15 protein-coding genes are annotated in these 19,251 nt (G+C 60.6%); 8 read left to right on the forward strand and 7 right to left on the reverse strand.

The window, feature by feature from the left end:
* The first annotated feature begins 52 nt into the window (after positions 1-52).
* The 3 genes from P3T21_RS10560 (at position 53) to P3T21_RS10570 (ending at position 3,756) form a co-directional block, all read left to right on the forward strand.
* Complete coding sequence (locus P3T21_RS10560) at positions 53-1,345, forward strand: NAD(P)/FAD-dependent oxidoreductase (protein WP_429255874.1); 1,293 nt, start codon at positions 53-55, stop codon at positions 1,343-1,345.
* Positions 1,342-2,649, forward strand: a complete 1,308-nt coding sequence (locus P3T21_RS10565) for an NAD(P)/FAD-dependent oxidoreductase (RefSeq protein ID WP_429255875.1) — start codon at positions 1,342-1,344, stop codon at positions 2,647-2,649. Before P3T21_RS10560 ends, P3T21_RS10565 begins: the two co-directional genes overlap by 4 nt.
* Positions 2,650-2,745: 96 nt before the next feature.
* Positions 2,746-3,756, forward strand: coding sequence for a DUF2891 domain-containing protein (locus P3T21_RS10570; RefSeq protein WP_429255876.1), 1,011 nt, complete (start codon positions 2,746-2,748; stop codon positions 3,754-3,756).
* A gap of 40 nt (positions 3,757-3,796) precedes the next feature.
* Here the strand turns inward: P3T21_RS10570 and P3T21_RS10575 are convergent, their stop codons facing one another.
* Positions 3,797-5,236, reverse strand: a complete 1,440-nt coding sequence (locus P3T21_RS10575) for an MFS transporter (protein WP_429255877.1) — start codon at positions 5,234-5,236, stop codon at positions 3,797-3,799.
* A gap of 180 nt (positions 5,237-5,416) precedes the next feature.
* Positions 5,417-5,770, reverse strand: a complete 354-nt coding sequence (locus P3T21_RS10580; RefSeq protein ID WP_429255878.1) for a DUF1428 domain-containing protein — start codon at positions 5,768-5,770, stop codon at positions 5,417-5,419.
* A gap of 180 nt (positions 5,771-5,950) precedes the next feature.
* On the opposite strand from P3T21_RS10580, the gene P3T21_RS10585 reads away from it, so the two are divergent.
* The 5 genes from P3T21_RS10585 to P3T21_RS10605 all read left to right on the forward strand — a co-directional run bounded on the left by P3T21_RS10585 (position 5,951) and on the right by P3T21_RS10605 (position 12,869).
* Positions 5,951-8,317, forward strand: coding sequence for a DNA polymerase II (locus P3T21_RS10585; protein WP_429255879.1), 2,367 nt, complete (start codon positions 5,951-5,953; stop codon positions 8,315-8,317).
* A 395-nt stretch (positions 8,318-8,712) separates the two neighbouring features.
* A complete protein-coding gene (locus tag P3T21_RS10590) occupies positions 8,713-9,708 on the forward strand; it encodes a sugar ABC transporter substrate-binding protein (RefSeq protein WP_429255880.1) in 996 nt (331 codons plus the stop codon).
* A gap of 118 nt (positions 9,709-9,826) precedes the next feature.
* The gene (locus P3T21_RS10595) at positions 9,827-10,804 is read left to right on the forward strand and encodes an ABC transporter permease (RefSeq protein ID WP_429255881.1); all 978 of its coding nucleotides are present in this window, start codon (positions 9,827-9,829) and stop codon (positions 10,802-10,804) included.
* An 18-nt stretch (positions 10,805-10,822) separates the two neighbouring features.
* Positions 10,823-11,620 (forward strand): ATP-binding cassette domain-containing protein, encoded by a 798-nt coding sequence (locus P3T21_RS10600; protein WP_429255882.1) that lies wholly within the window; start codon positions 10,823-10,825, stop codon positions 11,618-11,620.
* A 28-nt stretch (positions 11,621-11,648) separates the two neighbouring features.
* The gene (locus tag P3T21_RS10605; RefSeq protein WP_429255883.1) at positions 11,649-12,869 is read left to right on the forward strand and encodes an ROK family transcriptional regulator; all 1,221 of its coding nucleotides are present in this window, start codon (positions 11,649-11,651) and stop codon (positions 12,867-12,869) included.
* Between the two features lie 33 nt (positions 12,870-12,902).
* On the opposite strand, the gene P3T21_RS10610 is transcribed toward P3T21_RS10605, so the two are convergent.
* From P3T21_RS10610 to P3T21_RS10630, 5 genes are all read right to left on the reverse strand, one after another.
* A complete protein-coding gene (locus tag P3T21_RS10610; protein ID WP_429255884.1) occupies positions 12,903-13,754 on the reverse strand; it encodes a carbohydrate ABC transporter permease in 852 nt (283 codons plus the stop codon).
* An 11-nt stretch (positions 13,755-13,765) separates the two neighbouring features.
* Positions 13,766-14,677 (reverse strand): carbohydrate ABC transporter permease, encoded by a 912-nt coding sequence (locus P3T21_RS10615; RefSeq protein ID WP_429255937.1) that lies wholly within the window; start codon positions 14,675-14,677, stop codon positions 13,766-13,768.
* A 110-nt stretch (positions 14,678-14,787) separates the two neighbouring features.
* The gene (locus tag P3T21_RS10620) at positions 14,788-16,050 is read right to left on the reverse strand and encodes an ABC transporter substrate-binding protein (protein ID WP_429255885.1); all 1,263 of its coding nucleotides are present in this window, start codon (positions 16,048-16,050) and stop codon (positions 14,788-14,790) included.
* Between the two features lie 27 nt (positions 16,051-16,077).
* Positions 16,078-18,039, reverse strand: coding sequence for a beta-galactosidase (locus tag P3T21_RS10625; RefSeq protein WP_429255886.1), 1,962 nt, complete (start codon positions 18,037-18,039; stop codon positions 16,078-16,080).
* 9 nt (positions 18,040-18,048) lie between these two features.
* Entirely contained in the window at positions 18,049-19,236 is a 1,188-nt protein-coding gene (locus tag P3T21_RS10630) for an ABC transporter ATP-binding protein (RefSeq protein ID WP_429255887.1), read from the reverse strand.
* Positions 19,237-19,251: the final 15 nt, after the last annotated feature.

Here is a 19,251-nt window from a genome sequence, read left to right on the forward strand (position 1 = left end):
GCGTACCCTGCAGCCGGGTGTTTCGCTTCGGCCATTTCTTTTACTGCTGCCTATGCCCAGCTTCTCAAACCAGCCGCACGCCGCGTCGTACTATGCGGCCACGGCAAACGATACAACCCGTCACGCGCCGCTTGATGGCGCGATCAGTGTCGACGTCTGCGTGATCGGAGCCGGCCTGACCGGCGTCTCTGCGGCGCTGAACCTCGCCGAACGCGGCCATTCGGTCGCGGTGCTCGAAGCATCGAAAGTGGGCTGGGCCGCGAGCGGTCGCAACGGCGGCCAGTTGATTGGCGGCTTCGCGTGCGACATCGATACATTCGGCAAATACATGCCCGCCGACGACGTCAGACGCATCTGGCGCATGGGTCTGGAAACACTTGATATCGTCAAGGACCGGGTCGCAAAACATCAGATCGATTGCGACCTCACATTCGGCTACCTCACCGCAGCGAACAAACCGCGCGATGTAGACGCGCTGCGTCAATGGCGCGACGAGGCCGCCCAACGCTTTGGCTATGACCGTTTCCGCTACGTCGAGCGTGACGAAATGGGGCAATACCTACAGTCGTCACGATACCCCGGCGGCCTGTTCGATTCCGATAGCGGCCATCTTCACCCGCTTAACTACACATTAGGGCTCGCTCGCGCAGCGGTTGCGGCCGGCGCGCAGATCTTTGAAGACAGTTGCGTCACGTCGCTTCAATCGGAAGGTGGACGGCATGTCATCAAAACGGCGCGTGGCACGGTAAACGCACGCTTTGTCGTGCTCGCGTGCAATACATATCTCGGTGCGCTTGCGCCCGCTGTATCGCGCAAGATCATGCCGGTCGGCACGTACGTCGTAGCAACGGAGCCACTCGATGAAGCACGCGCCAGGGCGCTGATGCCAGCCCACGCGGCCGTCTGCGACTCGCGCTTCGCACTCGACTATTTCCGGCCATCGCGCGACAACCGGCTGATCTGGGGCGGCAAGGTCAGCTATTCGACATTCGCACCGCGCAATCTCGCGCAGGCCATGCGCAGCGACATGCTCAAAACCTTTCCGCAACTCGCCGATGTCAAAATCGACTATGCGTGGGGTGGCTATGTCGATATCACAATGAATCGCGCGCCGCATTTTGGCCGTCTTTCGCCCACGGTTTATTTCGCGCAGGGGTTCTCCGGACACGGCGTCAACACCACCGGCCTCGCGGGCAAGCTCATCGCTGAAGCGATTGCGGGCCAGGCCGCACGTTTCGATCTGTTCGGCAAGATCCGCCACCACGATTTCCCTGGCGGCGATACACTGCGCACCCCTGCCCTCGTGCTCGCGATGGCGTGGTATCGAATGAAGGATATGCTTTGACCGCTGATACGCTCGACCAGCGCGCCGACGCACTAGCGCGCAATTCCTACTATGAAGCAACGGCGAAGCGGCCGCCCGCCGACGACCCCACGCTCGAAGGTATTCACGAAGCCGACGTCTGTGTCATCGGCGCGGGCTTTGCTGGTTTGTCCGTCGCACTCGAATGCCGGGCGCGTGGTTTGTCAGTGATTGTGCTCGACGCGCATCGTCCTGGCTGGGGCGCATCCGGACGCAATGGCGGCCAGACGCTTGCCGGCTTCGCTAAAGACGAAATCATCGAACAGCAACTCGGTCTCGAAGGTGCACGTGCCGCATGGGCGATGTCGATCGAAGGCGTCGCGCTCGTGCGCGAACGGATCGAACGATATGGAATCGATTGCGATTTCACGCAGGGATATCTGACCGTCGCGACGAAACCGAAACGCGTGCCGGATCTGCGTGCATGGATGGATGCTGTGTCGTCGCGCTGGGGCTATGAGCATCTCTCCTGGCTCGACACGGATGCGATACACGCACGCGTCGCCTCGCCGCGCTATCTTGCGGGCGTCTACGATCCATTTTCGGGTCACCTGCATCCACTCAAATACTGCCTGGGTCTCGCGCAGGCCGCGCGACGCGAAGGCGCCTCGCCGTTCGCGCACTCGCCTGTGCTGAAGGTCGTGCGCGGTACACGGCCCGTTGTGCACACTGCCACGGGCGAAGTACGTTGCCGGTTTGTCGCGGCATGCGGCAATGCAACGCTTGGCGATGTGTTGCCCTCTGTCGTTGCCTCACGCATCGCGCCAATTGCGTCCTACATCGTCGCCACCGAACCGCTGGGCAAGGCGCGTGCCGACGCACTGATAGCGGGCCGCGCAGCCGTGTGCGACAACAACTTCTTTCTCGACTACTTCCGCGTTTCCGCCGACCATCGCGTTCTGTTCGGCGGCCGTGCCAGTTCGACGGGCGCCTCACCTGGGCAGCTCACGGAAGAGATCCGCCAGCGGATGGTCAGCGTATTTCCGCAGCTATCGGATGTGCGCGTCGAATTTGCGTGGGGCGGCTTCGTCGATGTGACGCGCAATCGGGCACCCGATTTCGGCGCAATCGATCCGAACTATTACTACGTGCAGGGCTTTTCCGGGCATGGCGTGGCGCTCACGGGCATCGCGGGACGTGTCGTTGCGCAGGCGATGGCCGGTGAAAGCGCTGCCTTCGATCTGTTCGCCGCGCTGCGCCACAAACGCTTTCCAGGCGGTCCAGCCTTGCGCGGGCCGGCGCTCGAACTGGGCATGCTTTATCACCGGATTCGTGAGTTGCTGTAAGCGCCAGAGGATGTGACACGAGACACAAACGGCGTATTCGAGGCACAATAAATACGTGCCTGCGCGACGCAGGCTAACGCTTTCGCCGATACCCCGATGACCACTCAACTCACCTCCGCTATAGCATCGAAATTCGCAATGCTGGCGCTCGATCACCTGACGCGCGAATACCCGAACAAGCTGACGCATTCGCTTGCCGGTCCGCAGGATGTGCAAGGGCCCCGCGCGCTTCATCCGATCTTCTACGGCAGCTACGACTGGCATTCGTGCGTGCACGGCTACTGGCTCGTGCTGCGATTGATCGACCGCTTTCCTGATCTGCCGGAAGCGGATCGCATCATCGCTGTCGTCGATGAGCATTTCACTGATGCCAACGTCGCGGGTGAGCGCGCCTATCTCGACCTGCCGCTCAATCGCGGCTTCGAACGTCCATATGGCTGGGCCTGGCTGCTTGCCCTCGCAGCACAGGTGCAATCGATGAAGCTGCCGCAGGCCGCGAGATGGACCAAAACGATCGCCCCGTTGACAGAGGCCTTTGTCGAGCGCTTTGAGGAATTTCTGCCTAAGGCAACCTATACGCTACGTGTCGGCACGCATTTCAACATGGCATTTGCGCTTTCGCTTGCGCTCGATTTCGCGCGTCAGACATCACGTGAATCGCTCGCCGACCTGATCGTCGAAACGTCGAAGCGGTGGTATCTGAATGACGCTGCCTGTCAGGCGTGGGAACCTGCGGGTGACGAGTTCCTGTCGCCCTCGTTGATGGAAGCGGAGTTAATGCGGCGCGTGTTGCCGTCGGCGGAATTTGTTGAATGGTTCACACGCTTCCTGCCGGATGTTGCCACGCGCAAGCCGGCGACGTTGTTCGTGCCGGCAACGGTGACCGATCGCACCGACGGCAAGATCGCGCATCTTGACGGTTTGAATCTTAGCCGCGCGTGGTGTCAGCGCTCGATCGCGCGGGCGCTGCCGTCAGGCGATGCGCGCGCCGCCGCGCTTTACGAGGCGGCGGATACGCATCTGGACGCCGCGCTGGCACACGTAGCAGGCGACTATATGGGGGAGCACTGGCTCGCAACGTTCGCATTGCTCGCGCTAGAGGCTTAAGCAATGCAACACCGGGACGATCCCATCGGGATTGTCCCGGTCAGCGCGAAATCGTTTCGAGCGCACGACCTTTCGTGCGCGGCCCCATGAATCCAATCGCCGCCATAACGATCAGCATTGCGCCAGCGATCAGCACAAAGACGCCCGTCGAGCCAAACTGCTTCAACGCGGCAGCAATCAAAAACGCCGTAAAGATCGCAGAGAAGCGGCTCCACGAATAGACAAAGCCAACTGCACGTGCACGGATGCACGTCGGAAACAGCTCGGTTTGATAAGCGTGAAAGCTGTACGACATGATGTTGCTCGCGAGCGTCAGACACACGCCAAGACTCACCAGCAAAACCGCATTCGATATCTGGCTGAACCACAACCCGCACACAATAATCGCACCTGCCATCACGACAATTACGCTCTTGCGCTCAAAGCGATCCGCAATGAAAAGCCCGATCACCGGACCCAGTGGCGCAGCAATTGCGATGATGCTCGAGTAAAGCAGGCTCGTCGTGATCGTGATGCCCTGCTTGATCAGCAGCGTCGGCACCCAGTTCGCAAAGCCGTAAAAACCGACCGTCTGGAATATGTTGAAGATCACCATCATCAACGTACGCGACCGATACGGCGGCACCCACATGTCGCTAAAGCTGCCTCGTTCAGGCACCGCGACGGCCTGCTCGGGTGGCGGCAGAGGGCGACCGTACTCAGCCTGCACTTTTGCTTCAAGCGCCGCCATGACGCGATCCGCTTCGTCGAGACGCCCCTGTTGCGCGAGCCAGCGCGGGCTCTCGGGCAACGCGCGGCGAATCCACCAGACGAACAGCGCGCCGTGCGCGCCAATCAGGACCACCCAGCGCCAGCCATCAAGCCCGAGCGGTGCGTCGGGCACCAGCAGATACGCGAGAAACGCGACCACAGGTACCGCCGTAAAACCAACCGCCTGCTCGCAGGCGAACGCGCGACCCCGAATCTGCTTCGGCACCAGCTCGGAAATATACGTGCCGATCGTGACGAGCTCGACGCCGATACCAACACCCGCGATAAAGCGCCAGATATTCAGCCCAGCCGCTGTGTCCTGGAACGCCATGATGACGTTGGCCACCGTGTACCACAGCAGCGAATACGTGAAGATTGCGCGGCGACCAAAGCGGTCGGCAAGAAAGCCACACGCGATCGTACCGACGAAAAGCCCGGCAAAAAGCGCGGCGATAAAACTTGCGATGCCTGTCGTACCGAACAGGCCACGCGTTGTCACGGTGAGCAGACCGCTCTTGACGAGACCCGGCGCAATGTAGCCGGTATAGAGCAGGTCATAAAGTTCGAAGAAAAATCCGAGGCTCAACAGGACGACGAGCTTCCAGATGGAACGCGTGGCGGGCAGACGGTCCAGACGCGCGGAAATGGTGCCGGCGTCGATTGCCATGGCGGCGGATCCGCGGGAGGCCGTCGCGCGCACCGCGGCCTGGTCCTGTTCAGGTGTTGCCATGCTTGTCTCCAGTGTGAGGCCGGTCTTGCGCCGGCTTTTTCGCTTCACACACGTGCCATGAGCACGTACACCCGCGGGCGCAAGGTCCGGCAGCATTCTAGCGGTGAGCGCGCCCGAATTGTTCGAACGTCGTGATTTTTCCCACACATGCCACCGGTCTCGCTCCGCACACAGCCAACCTCAAACGTCCACGATCACTTCGAATCCGCCGTAAATCATCCGCTTGCCGTCAAAAGGCATCGGGTTTGTCTCGGGCTGCAATCGCGGGTCCGCCATCGCGGCCTGCATGCCCTTGTCACGCGTCTGACGCGACGGCCAGAGAATCCACGAGAATACGACCGTCTCGTCATCCTTGCGTTTGACCGCCATCGGAAACGAGGTCAACGTCCCTTCTGGCACGTCATCGCCCCAGCATTCGACCACCTGCAACGCACCCTGCTCCTTGAACACGGCCGCAGCGATTTCAGCATGGCGTCTGAACGCTTCACGCTTGTCCGTAGGCACCGCTACGACAACACCGTCGACGTAAGTCATCAATATGCTCCTTTCGGTTAGACAGGAAATGAGGGCGGGAAGCCGCATCGCTCGAACCAGCCGGACGTCGCGTTTTCCCCGTCCTGCATTTACGACGAACGGCGCGCCGCACAATCGACAACGCAGCGCACGCGTAGACAGTAAAATTACGCCAAAAGATGAGCATTGAAAGGCGAACGTTTGACTGAGCAACATCAGGGGTTTCTTCTGACCCGTCACTGGCGCGATACGGCTACCGGCACGGAAGTCGAGTTCTGGCTGGCGACGGACAATGGCCCGCGTCATATCCGCCTGCGTCCGCAGCCTTCGGTGGCGTTCATTCCCGCTGAACAGCGCGAGCGCGCCGAGACCGTATTGCGTCGTGAATCGCAGGCCGAACTGCGTCCACTCGGTCTGGTCGACTTCCATCACCGCCCCGTGCTGGGGCTCTACTGTCAGCACTATCGGCAGCTCACCGGGCTGGAGAAACGGCTAAGACAGGGCGGCGTCGATGTCTATGAAGCGGACGTCTTTCCGCCCGAGCGCTACATGATGGAACGATTCATCACGGCGCCCGTCTGGTTCAGCGGCGAGACGGGCGAAAACGGCATCTTGCTGAATGCCGAGATGAAACCCGCCACGGTTTATCGCCCGCAGTTAAAGCTCGTTTCGCTCGACATCGAAACCAGCGCTCACGGAGATCTCTATTCCATCGCGCTGGAAGGCTGTGGTCAGCGGCAGGTTTATATGCTGGGCCCCGCGAATGGCGACAACAGCGTGGTCGACTTTCAGCTTGAGTATTGCGAAAGCCGGCCGCAACTGCTGGAGAAGCTTAATGAATGGCTCGCCGTTCACGATCCCGACGCGATTATCGGCTGGAACCTGGTGCAGTTCGATCTGCGTGTACTGCAGGAACACGCTGAACGTCATCGTGTTCCGCTCAAACTGGGCCGCGGCGGGAGCGTCATGGAATGGCGTGAGCACGGTCACCAGAAGAACCATTTCTTTGCAGGTGCGGCCGGGCGCCTGATCATCGACGGCATCGAGGCGCTGAAGTCCGCTACGTGGAGTTTTCCGTCGTTCAGTCTTGAATACGTCGCGCAGTCTGTTCTGGGCGAAGGAAAATCCATCGACAATCCGTATCAGCGTATGGAAGAAATCCAGCGCCGCTTCGACGAAGACAAGCCCGCTCTCGCGAAGTACAACCTCAAAGATTGCGAACTGGTCACGCGAATCTTTGCGAAGACAGAGTTGCTAACGTTCCTGCTCGAACGCGCGACGGTCACGGGACTCGCTGCAGATCGCAGTGGCGGATCGGTGGCTGCGTTCACGCATCTCTACATGCCACGGATGCATCGCCAGGGGTTCGTTGCGCCGAATCCTGGCGACGTGAGCGGGCAGGCGAGCCCAGGCGGCCTTGTGATGGACTCGCGTCCGGGTCTGTACGATTCGGTGCTCGTGCTGGATTACAAGAGTCTGTATCCGTCGATCATTCGCACGTTTCTGATCGACCCGGTCGGCCTCGTCGAAGGCATACAGCATCCTGGCGATGACGATTCAGTGCCGGGCTTCCTTGGCGCGCGCTTCTCGCGCAGCAAACACTGCCTGCCGGCCATCGTCAGCCAGGTCTGGGATGGACGCGAAGCCGCTAAACGCGAGCAGAACAAGCCGCTGTCGCAAGCGTTGAAAATCATCATGAACGCGTTCTATGGCGTGCTGGGTTCCACCGGATGCCGCTTCTTCGACCCACGCCTCGCGTCGTCGATTACGATGCGCGGGCACGAAATCATGCGCAGAACGCGCGAACTCATCGAAGCTCAAGGCTACGAAGTCATCTACGGAGATACTGATTCGACGTTCGTCTGGTTAAAGCACGCACACACGGAAGAACAGGCTGCGCAGATCGGTCGTCAGCTCGTTGCGCACATCAACCAGTGGTGGCGACATCACGTGCAAGCGCGTTTTGGTCTGGAAAGCGCGCTGGAACTTCAGTTCGAAAGACATTACCGCCGCTTTTTCATGCCCACCATCCGCGGCGCGGAGGAAGGCAGCAAGAAGCGCTACGCCGGATTGACAGTTTTGCCGGACGGCAGCGAAGACGTCATCTATAAAGGGCTGGAAACAGTGCGGACTGACTGGACGCCGCTGGCGCAGCGGTTTCAGCAGCAGCTCTATCTGCGGATCTTCAAGCAGCAGCCCTACCAGGATTACATCCGCGACTACGTTCGTCGCACGCTAAGCGGTGAGTTCGATGACCTGCTGGTGTATCGCAAGCGGCTTCGCCGCCCGCTTGGCGACTATCAGCGCAATGTCCCGCCTCACGTCCGCGCTGCGCGCCTGGCTGACGAAGTCAACCGCGAAAAAGGCCGACCGCTGCAATATCAAGGCGGTGGCTGGATCAGCTACGTGATGACGGGCGCGGGGCCGGAACCGCTGGAAACGTTGCGCTCCGACATCGACTACGAACACTATCTGACGCGCCAGTTGGAGCCGGTAGCGGATGCCATCCTTCCTTTGCTGGGCGACGATTTCGAAACGCTGATGTCAGGGCAGAAAGCGCTGTTCTGACGCCACGCATCCCGCCGCTCTGCTTTCCGCCTACGGAATTACCCTTATTGATGCCGCACGATGCTGCACTGCGCCAACACCTTAAAACGCTTGCTGGGCGGGCTTCCGGGCGTTTCATGAGGCATTTCTCAAGACGTACGGCAACTTTTCCCCCGCCTTGACTTTCAACTCTCCAGGGTACTAAATCACATCAAGTGATTTAGTTTCTGCCGCGTTCAACGTTCATGTTTTTGACGGACCGCGCGCTGTTACAGGCGCCTGCAGAATAGCTGTCGATCACAGCAGCGAGCGGCCAGTCCCGAGCCCATATTCAAAGAGGCGCACCCAGCGCCCGCAAGCCATTGAATCGACCTTGAAGTCGAAACGTCGTTGCCAATAACCCGGAGGAGCGATCCATGAATTCCAGCAAGCATCCCGTTGCGAAGCGCATTGCGTCGATGTGCGTAGCCGCCAGCACCCTATGGTGCGTAAGTGTGACCCACGCCGCCGATCAACCCGTCGTCGGCCTGATCACGAAGACCGACACCAATCCCTTCTTCGTGAAGATGAGACAGGGCGCCGACGCCGAAGCGCAGAAAGACGGCGCGAAACTGATCACGGCCGCCGGCAAGTTCGACGGCGATAACGCGAGCCAGGTCACCGCCATCGAAAACATGCTGACGGCCGGCGCCAAAGCGATCCTCATCACGCCAAGCGACACGAAGGCGATTGTGCCGAGCATCAAGAAAGCGCGCGCGGCTGGCGCGCTTGTGATTGCGCTCGATACGCCAACCGATCCGCAGGATGCCACTGACGCCCTCTTCGCCACCGACAACTTCAAGGCAGGCGTCTTCATCGGTGAATACGCAAAGGCGGCGCTCGCCGGCAAGCCCGCAAAGATCGCGACGCTCGATCTCGCGCCCGGCGTATCGGTCGGCATTCTCCGTCATAACGGCTTCTTGCAAGGCATGGGCATCAAGGCGGGGGACCCGTCCATCGTCTGCAGTCAGGACACACGTGGCGATCAGGGCAAGGGCCAGACAGCGATGGAAAACTGCCTGCAGAAATCGCCGGACATCAACGTGGTCTACACGATCAATGAACCGGCTGCCGCTGGCGCGTATCGCGCGCTAAAGGCCGCAGGCAAGGAAAAGAACGTGATGATCGTGTCGATCGACGGTGGCTGCGAAGGCGTCCGCGCAGTGAAGGACGGTGCAATCGCCGCGACCTCGCAACAGTATCCGCTCAAGATGGCGTCGCTTGGCGTGAGCGCCGGCGTCGATTATGCAAAGACCGGCAAGAAGGCCACCGGCTATCACGACACGGGCGTCACGCTCATCACCGACAAGGCGATGTCTGGCGTCGACAGCAAGGACTCGAAGTTCGGTCTCGACAATTGCTGGGGCAAGTAACGCGCGATAACGCCACGTAGCAGGCGTACGCATCGTTTATGTAGCAGGGGATCCGCGCCCGCGGGTCCCAGCGGATTCGCGCGTGCAACCGTCACGCGATCGTATCGAGGAACACATCATGTCTACTCCATCGGCTCCCGGCGCCCGCCGCTTCGGCGAACACCTGCCCTCTCTCGCCGAAATCGGCCCGCTGCTCGCGCTGCTGCTCGCATGCGCCTTCTTTATCTCGCAGAGCAGCCGCTTCCTGTCGTTCCAGAACCTGTCGCTGATTCTTCAGCAGACGATGGTCGTCGCCGTCATTGCGATTGGCCAGACCTTGATCGTGCTCACCGGCGGCATCGATCTGTCGTGCGGGATGGTGATGGCGTTCGGCTCCATCGTGATGACCAAGTTCGCCGTCGTGCTGGGCGTGCCGCCTGCGATTGCGATTATTTGCGGCATCGGCGCGAGTACGCTGTTCGGTTTGCTCAACGGTCTGCTGATCACGCGCATCAAACTGCCCGCTTTCATCGTGACACTCGGCACATTGAACATCGCGTTCGCACTCACGCAGCTCTACTCGAACGCCGAGAGCGTGACGAATCTGCCCAATGCGATCATGTTCTTTGGCAACACCTTCAGCATCGGGCCTGCAGAAGTGACATACGGCACGGTTCTCACATTGCTGATGTATCTGGCGACGTGGTTCGTGCTGCGCGATACGGTTCCGGGTCGACATCTCTACGCGCTTGGTAATAACGCGGAAGCGGCGCGCCTGATGGGCCTGAAGTCGCAACGTATCCTCGTCACGGTGTATTCGCTGGCAGGCGTGTTCTATGGCATCGCCGCGCTGCTTTCGGTATCGCGTACCGGTGTCGGCGATCCGCAGGCCGGACAGACCGAAAATCTCGACAGCATTACGGCAGTCGTGCTCGGTGGAACGAGTCTCTTCGGCGGACGCGGATCCATCGTCGGCACTTTGCTTGGCGCGCTGATCGTCGGTGTATTCCGAAACGGACTGACTTTGATCGGTGTCTCTTCGGTGTATCAGGTGCTGATCACGGGCATTCTCGTGATTCTCGCCGTCGCCGCCGACAAACTGTCACATCGCCGCTAACGCGACCAGGAGCCTGCCATGTCGATCCCTCAATCTGCTTCGGCCGCCACGCCTGTTCTGCAGGCACGCGGACTCATCAAGCGCTACGGCTCGGTTACCGCACTCGACGGTTGCGATTTCGAAGTGCTGCCCGGCGAAATTCTTGCCGTTATCGGCGACAACGGTGCCGGAAAATCCTCGCTGATCAAGGCGCTTTCAGGCGCGACCATACCTGACGAAGGCGAGATGCTGCTCGACGGTGTGCCCGTCAAGTTCCGCAGCCCGCTCGATGCACGCGCGCAAGGCATCGAAACGGTCTATCAGGATCTCGCTGTCGCGCCTGCAATGAGCATTGCGGAGAATCTCTTCCTTGCACGCGAACTGGTCAAGCCGGGCTGGCGCGGCTCGATCTTCAAGATGATCGACAAACGCCGCATGCTCGAAGAAGCAACCGCACACATGAAAGGCCTGCAGATCGGCATCCGCTCGATGCGGCAGGCAGTCGAAACGCTATCAGGCGGACAGCGTCAGGGGGTGGCCGTGGCGCGTAGTGCGGCGTTTGCACGGCACGTCGTGATTCTCGATGAACCGACCGCGGCGCTCGGCGTGAAGGAAGGCAACATGGTGCTCGAACTGATCCGGCGCGTGCGGGATCGCGGGCTGCCCGTTATCCTGATCAGCCACAACATGCCACACGTGTTCGAGGTCGCCGACCGCATCCATATCCAGCGGCTTGGACGGCGCGCCGCGCTCGTGAACCGGGCGGATATCCATATGTCGGAAGCAGTCGCGATCATGACGGGCGCAAAAGAAGCTGATGTGAAGGCCATCGCATGACGTCGATCCTGACAGCCGGTGCGTGACGATGGATAACGCCCCACGTTCGCCGCTCAAGCGCCCGGTCGGGTCGAACCAGGTCGGCATGCGGCAGTTCAACGAACGGATCGTGCTGCAGGCGATACGGCTGCACGGTCCGTTGCCGAAAGCCGATGTGGGACGTCTGACGCGTCTGTCGATGCAGACGGTATCGATGATCGTCGACCGTCTGATCGACGACGGTCTGCTGGCCAAACAACCCCGTGTACGCGGGCGTATCGGGCAACCCTCTGTGCCGATCGCGTTGCGTCCAGACGGCGCATTCACGATCGGCATCAAGGTCGGGCGGCGTAGCCTCGATGTGCTGGCAATGGATTTCATGGGGAATGTGTGTAGCCGCGACGTGTTCGAGTACACGTATCCGGATCCGGCGATGCTCTTCCCCGCGCTGGAAGCCCGACTCGCGCGGACCAACGCGGCCCTTGGCGCACACGCGAAAAAGATCGTGGGTGTCGGCGTTGCGGCGCCGTTGTGGCTAGGGGGATGGCGTGACTTTTTAGGCGCGCCGCCTGAGGCGCTCGAAGCATGGAACGACATCGATATCCGTGCGCGCATCGAAGCGATGACGGGCCTGCCCGTCGAGTTCGCTAAAGACACAACCGCGGCCTGTGCTGCCGAACTCGTGATGGGCCAGGGCCGGGGTATTCACAGTTTCCTGTATCTGTTCGTCGGTACGTTTATCGGCGGCGGGCTCGTCATAGATGGCCGTCTGCACGGCGGTCCACATGGCAACGCAGGTGCAGTGGGATCGATTCCGCTTGCGCGCACGGAGACGCAACCTGCGCGTCAGTTATTGCATGCGGCTTCGGGCTTTGTTCTCGAACAGATCTTCAGCGACGCAGGCGCGCCACCTGCAGCCGCACACGATCATCGCGCACTGGGCCCGGACCTCTGGCGATTGACGGAACAGTGGCTCGACTCGGCATGCCCCGCCATCGCGTCAGCGCTAACGAACGCGTCGGCACTGCTCGATCTCGAAGCGGTGGTCATAGACGGCGAACTCGACAGGCAACTCCTGCGCGAAATCATCCGTCGCACGGAGCGTGTGCTCGATCGCTTCGAGTGGGAAGGCATGGTGCGACCGCAACTGCTGGAAGGCGCAATCGGTGCCGACGCGCGTGCGATGGGCGGTGCCATTCTGCCGCTCTATGCGCATTTCGCGCCGATGCATGAGCTGTTTCTCAAGCCGGCGGTGGAAGTCAATTATTAATCGACTTCCTTTAGCCTTTTCGGCACAGCTTCATCAGCCCTTGGTCGCGCCGAACGTCAGCCCGGCAACGAACTGCCGCTGCATCGCAAAGAACATCGCCACCGAAGGCAAGGCCGCGAGTATCGAACCTGCGGATACGAGATTCCACGCGGTCGTCCATTGGCCCTTTAGCGCTGCAACGCCGACTGTGATCGGCGCGGCCTCATCGCCTTGCGTCAGACACAGTGCCCAGAAATAATCGTTCCACACGAACGTGAACACGAGAATGCCAAGCGCCGCGAGTGCCGGACGAATCAAGGGCAACACGATGCGGAAAAACACCGTCCACTCGCCTGCCCCTTCGATACGCGCGGCTTCCACGAGTTCGAACGGCAGTTGCTTGATGAAGTTGCGCAGGAAAAGCGCGCAAAAACCGGTCTGAAACGCGATATGAAACAGGATCAGCGCACTGACCGTGTTGAACAGGCCAAGCTGCAACGAGAGATCGCGCACCGGAATCATCAGGATCTGGATCGGTACGAAGTTGCCCGCAACAAAGGTGCCGAACAGCAGCATGTTGCCGCGAAATCGATAGATCGCCAGCGCGAAACCGGCCATCGACGCGAGCGCGATCGAACCCGCCACCGCGGGAACGGTGATCAGCACGCTATTCCAGAAGTAATGCAGCATCGGCGAGGTGGTCAACGCCTCGCGATAGTTGGCAAGCAGTGTGATGTGTTCGGGCCAGCCCCAATAGTTACCGCGGGAGAGTTCGTCGGTCGAGCGCACCGAGGTGACGAGCACGGCGATCATCGGTAGCAGCCAGATCACAAGCGCAACCGGCAGCGACATCTTGTACAGCGCCCGGTTGGCCGGTTTCCATTTTTCGACGGGAAGCGGATACATGGCGATCTCCTTTACTGCTCTTCGCGCACCATGCGGCGCAACTGGAAGACGATATAGACGAGCACGATCGCGAACAGCACCACTGCAATCGCCGCTGAATAGCCGAGGCGGTAGTACTTGATCGCCTGGTCATACATGTAATAGGCCAGCACGGTCGAGCTTTCGAATGGACCGCCGCCGCTCATCACGGCGATCAGATCGAAACTGCGCAGCGCGCCGATCACCGTGACGACGATTGCCATGAACGTCGTAGGCCGCAGCTGCGGCAGCACGACGTGCCACAGCATCGCCCAGCCTTTCGCGCCTTCCATCCGCGCGGCTTCCAGCTGCTCCGCGTTAAGCGATGTGAGACCCGTCAGATAAAGGATCATGCAGTAGGCGGTCTGCGGCCACAGCGCAGCGAAGATAATGCCGAGGGTCACGTAACGCGGATCGCCCAGCACGGGCACCCCGTGCCCAATGATCACCTTGAGCAGACCAAAGGTCGGATCGTAAAACCAGCTAAAGATCAGTCCAACCACGACACCAGACAGCACAAAGGGCGCGAAAAACAGCGACTTCACGAAACGGATGCCACGCACCGCCTGGTTCAGATACAGCGCGATCGCGAGCCCCATCGGCGGCGAGAGCATGAACAGTACGAGCCACAGCAAGTTGTTCTTGAGCGCCGTATAGAAAGTCGGCGCATGGAACAGTTCGACGTAATTCGCAAGGCCGACGAAGGTCTTTTCCGTCATGCCGTCCCAGTTGTAGAGACTCAACGACAGCGACGAAATGATCGGCCACACGACGTAGATGGCCACCATGACGCAGGCGGGCGCGAGAAACAGAAACGCGGCGCGCCGCTGTTGCCGCGCACTCGGCGACGCTCGATGCGGTTTCGCGCGACGCGGCACAACAGCCTGCGGCACGTCGACGTCCATACGATGGGTCGGGACAGTTTTCATGACGGATTACCTCTACGGCCTCTTCAATTTTCAGCGGTGCCGGCATGCACAACACACGCGCATGCCGGTACCGTTCAATGCTCCGCTTACTTCTTGTAGATCCGCTTTCGGGTCTGCTCGAGTTGCGCGAGGATCTCGTCGATCTTCGTCGGATCCGACATGAACTGCTGCATACCCTTCATGCCTTCGTCGGCCATTTCCTTGGTCATGTCGCGATCGTAGAACTGCGCAATGCCGCCCTTCGTATTCGACAGGATCTGGAAGCCGATCTTCGAAATCGGATCTTCCGGTTCCGGCGACTTGCTGTTAGCCGGCAGTGAACCCAGCCCCTGCGCGAGCTTCGAGCTGATATCCGGCGTTTCCATGAAGGCAAGGAACGTATGCGCGTCGGCCTTGTTCTTCGCTTTCGACGGAATATGCAGCGATTCGACCGGGCCATCTTCGGCTGTCGGCACCTTCGCATCGATGATCGGGAACTGGAAGTAGCCCATCTTCGGTTTCACGTCCGCCGGAAAACCGCCGGTGATGAACGTGCCCATCAGCATCATCGCGGCCTTGCCCTGGAACAGGAACGGCTGCGCCGCATCCAGATCGTACGAAAGCGAGTTGTCGATAAAGACCTTATCGTCGATCAGCTGCTTCCACGTCGTGTAGACCTTCTTCACGCGCGGATCGGTGTACGGCACTTCACCCGCCATCAGCTTCTGGTGAAACGCGTTACCGTTGATGCGCAGGTCGAGATAGTCGAACCATCCCGCGAGCGTCCATGCATCGCGGCCAGCCACTGCGACCGGCGTGATGCCTGCGGCTTTCAGCTTCTTGCACGCGTCGAGGAATTCGTCCCACGTCTTCGGCTCGGCCGCGATGCCGGCCTTCTGGAACAGGTCCTTGCGATAGAACATGCCCCACGAGTAGTACACGGTCGGCGCGGCGTACTGCTTGCCGTTATACGACGAAGCTTCCTTCGTCGACGCGTACATGCTGTTCCAGTTGTTCTTGTTCCAGTCATTGGTGAGATCTTCCAGGAGACCACGACGTGCGTAATACGCCATCCGTTCGCCGTCATGCCAGTTCACCACATCAGGCGCGACCGTCGAGAGCCAACCCGGCAACTGCACCTTGTACGCTTCTTCATCGACGAACGACACCTTCACGTCGATATCCGGATGCGCCTTCTTGAAGTCGTCGATGGCCGATTGCCAGACGGCTCGCTGGCTCGCGCCCTTGAACGCGATGTTGACCGCGAGCGTGCCAGCCTGCGCGATGTTGCCGACGACTGTCGTCAGTCCGGCGGCAGCCAGCGCGATGCCGATCAGCCCCTTGCGTACCGCACTTTTCGTGCTTGTCATACCTGTCTCCTGATGGGTGATGGAATGTTATACGGCGCGATAAACCGCCACGCCCTGCGGTTCGACCGACGACGACCCGATCACGAAAGCATCCGCACGGACGCCGTCGATCGTATAAGCGGTATCGCCGTAGTTGAAAACGTATTTGAGCGCGCCACGCTGGCTCACGCGCACTGTATCTGCCAGAGGCACTGGGTCGAGCTTTGCGACCTGTGCAACCTGCCGGAAGATGCGTTGCGTCAGCGCATCGTCGAAGAGGCTTGCGCAGTAATGTAGCGTGCCATGGCGCACCACGGCCGGATGACCGTCGTTAAAGCGCGCGAGCACGTCCATATTCGCGGGTACGTCGAGCAGGTCACGCCAGTGACGCGACTCACCCCGTAGCGCCGCGTTATCGCTTTCGACGGCCACAGTCACGTTCGGACGCATCGAGTCGACACGCCATACGCGGACCGGCAGCACATCGGCCATGGCGCCCGGCGGCAGATTCGCGGGAATCTGCAGATCGCGCGTCTTGGACCCGGTGCGCGGACCGAGGACAACCTGCGCGCCGCTTGCCACGAGCCTTGCGCCGAAATCATCGGACACCACCGGCAGCGGCGGCACGACGATCATGCGATAGCCTTCAAACGAAGCATCTGACGGAATCACGTCCACGTCGAGACCGAGCGAACGAAGCGCCGAGTAATACTCGAACGCAAAACGCGGATAGTGGAAGTCAGCGGCCTGCGGATGAATCTCGAAGAGCCACTTCGCCTCATAGTCATAGACGAGCGCGACTTTCGCATGCACCTGCGGTTCACCATCGGCGGACACCACGTCGCGGATTTCCTTCGCGACGCGTGCGGCCTCTTCGCCGCCGATATCGAGCCGGTTGTCGGGCGTATTGAGCCCGGCATGCATCTGCTCCTGCGCGAACGGCGCCTGACGCCAGCGGAAATACGACACGCAGCCCGCGCCGTGCGCAAACGCTTCCCAGCTCCACAGACGCACCATGCCCGGCAGCGGAGCCGGATTCCACAATGCCCAGTTCACCGGGCCCGGTTGCTGCTCCATCACCCAGAACGGTTGCTTCGACATGCCGCGATAGACATCGTGGTTGAACGACGCAAAATCCGGGTGACCGGTGCGCAGGAAGCGCGCCTTGATGTCAGGCGCAAACCACTGTTCTTCGAGCGCGCCGAGCGGATAGCTGTCCCACGTCGCGATATCGAGATCGGCCGCTACCTTGTAGTGATCGAACTCGGTGAAGAGCTGCATGAAGTTGTGCGCGATCGGGCGACCCGGTGAATGCTCGCGCAGAATCTCCGTCTGCATGTGATTGAAGCGCACCAGCTCGTCGGAAGCGAAACGGCGATAGTCGAGACGGTGCGACGGATGCGCCTCCGTCACCGTTCCGATCGGCGGATCGATTTCGTCGAAGCTGCGATATTCCATGCTCCAGAACACCGTGCCCCACGCCGTATTCAGCGCCTCGATGCTGCCGTAGCGTTGCGCGAGCCAGCCGCGAAAGCGCTTCGCCGCCGCAGGCGAATAACTGACAACGGTGTGGTGACAACCATATTCGTTATCGGTTTGCCAGAAGGCCACTGCCGGATGCGAACCGTAACGGCGCGCCACCGCCTCGCAGATACGTCGCGATGCTTCGAAATACGACGGCGAAGAAAAATCGTAGTGACGTCGTGAGCCGAACGCGCGCTGACGGCCGTCCGCGCCTACCGCGAGAATGTCCGGATGCTGGTCGATCAGCCACTTGGGTGGCGTGGCAGTCGGCGTACACATGACGACCTTCAATCCAGCTGAACCGAGCACATCGATGGCGCGATCGAGCCAGTCCCATTGATACACGCCCGGCTCCGGTTCGATGCGGCTCCACGCGAATTCGCCGATGCGCACGCGCTCGATGCCAAGCGCCTTCATGCGCGCAGCGTCGTCGCTCCACATATCCGACGACCAGTGTTCCGGGTAATAGCAGACTCCTAAACGCATGCAGCGCTCCTACGCGACCTGAGTGATGGGATGAGTCGAGGCGCTCGCACGATGTGGCAGCGCGAAACCGTCCTCGGTGAAGAGATGACACGACGCGGCGGGCACGTTGAGCGTCAGACGCTCGCCCGTGCGCACATTGATATCGCCCGGCGCTTTCGCGATCAGCACGTCGCCGCCAGGTTGATCAAGATGCAGATAACTGTGCTCGCCCAGCTGTTCGATCAGCGCGACGCTTCGCTGAATCGATTGCGAAGACACTTTAGAGGAGGTCTCACTGGTTGTACCCGCAACGATGCTGACTTCAAGATGTTCGGGCCGGATGCCAAGCGTCACGACCTGGCCGACCGTCAGCGTGTCCGCCACAACCGCTACATCGAGCGTTTCACCCGTGTGCGCAAGCGTGATCTGAGCGTATTGAGCGTTGAGCCCCGCGACGGTGGCAGGCAGAAAATTCATGCGCGGCGAGCCGATAAAGCCTGCAACGAAACGGCTCCTGGGGCGGTGATACAGTTCGAGCGGCGAGCCGACCTGTGCAATGCTGCCGTAGCGCTCTGTGTCCTTACCCGCGTGCAGCAATACGATACGATCCGCGAGCGTCATCGCTTCGATCTGGTCATGCGTCACGTACACGACGCTCGCCTTCGCAAACTGCTTGTGCAGGCGTGCGATTTCGATGCGGGTCTGGCCACGCAATGTGGCGTCGAGATTCGACAGTGGCTCATCGAAAAGAAACACGCCCGGTTCACGCACAATCGCCCGGCCAATCGCGACCCGCTGCCGCTGACCGCCGGAAAGGGCGCGGGGTTTGCGGTCCAGCAGCGCTTCGAGCTGCAGCACGCGTGCGGCTTCCTTCACCCTGCGATCGATTTCGTCTTTCGGCTTTTTGGCGAGCTTCAAGCCAAACGCCATGTTCTCGTAGACGCTCATATGCGGAAAGAGCGCGTAGCTCTGGAACACCATCGCGACGCCACGTTCCGCAGCGGGCACGTCATTCATGATCCGTCCGCCGATATGCAGATCGCCATCGGTGACATCTTCGAGACCCGCGATCATGCGCAGCAACGTCGACTTGCCGCAGCCCGAGGGTCCGAGGAACACGCAGAATTCGTTTTCGCCGATCTCCAGGTCCACGCCGCGAATCACCGGCGGGTGGTCGCCGTACGCTTTGTACACTGCTTTCAACGAGATACTGGCCATAGCCTTGCCTCCATG

It is taken from the genome of Paraburkholderia sp. GAS334, from assembly GCF_050436625.1.
In the GTDB taxonomy this organism is placed as follows: domain Bacteria; phylum Pseudomonadota; class Gammaproteobacteria; order Burkholderiales; family Burkholderiaceae; genus Paraburkholderia.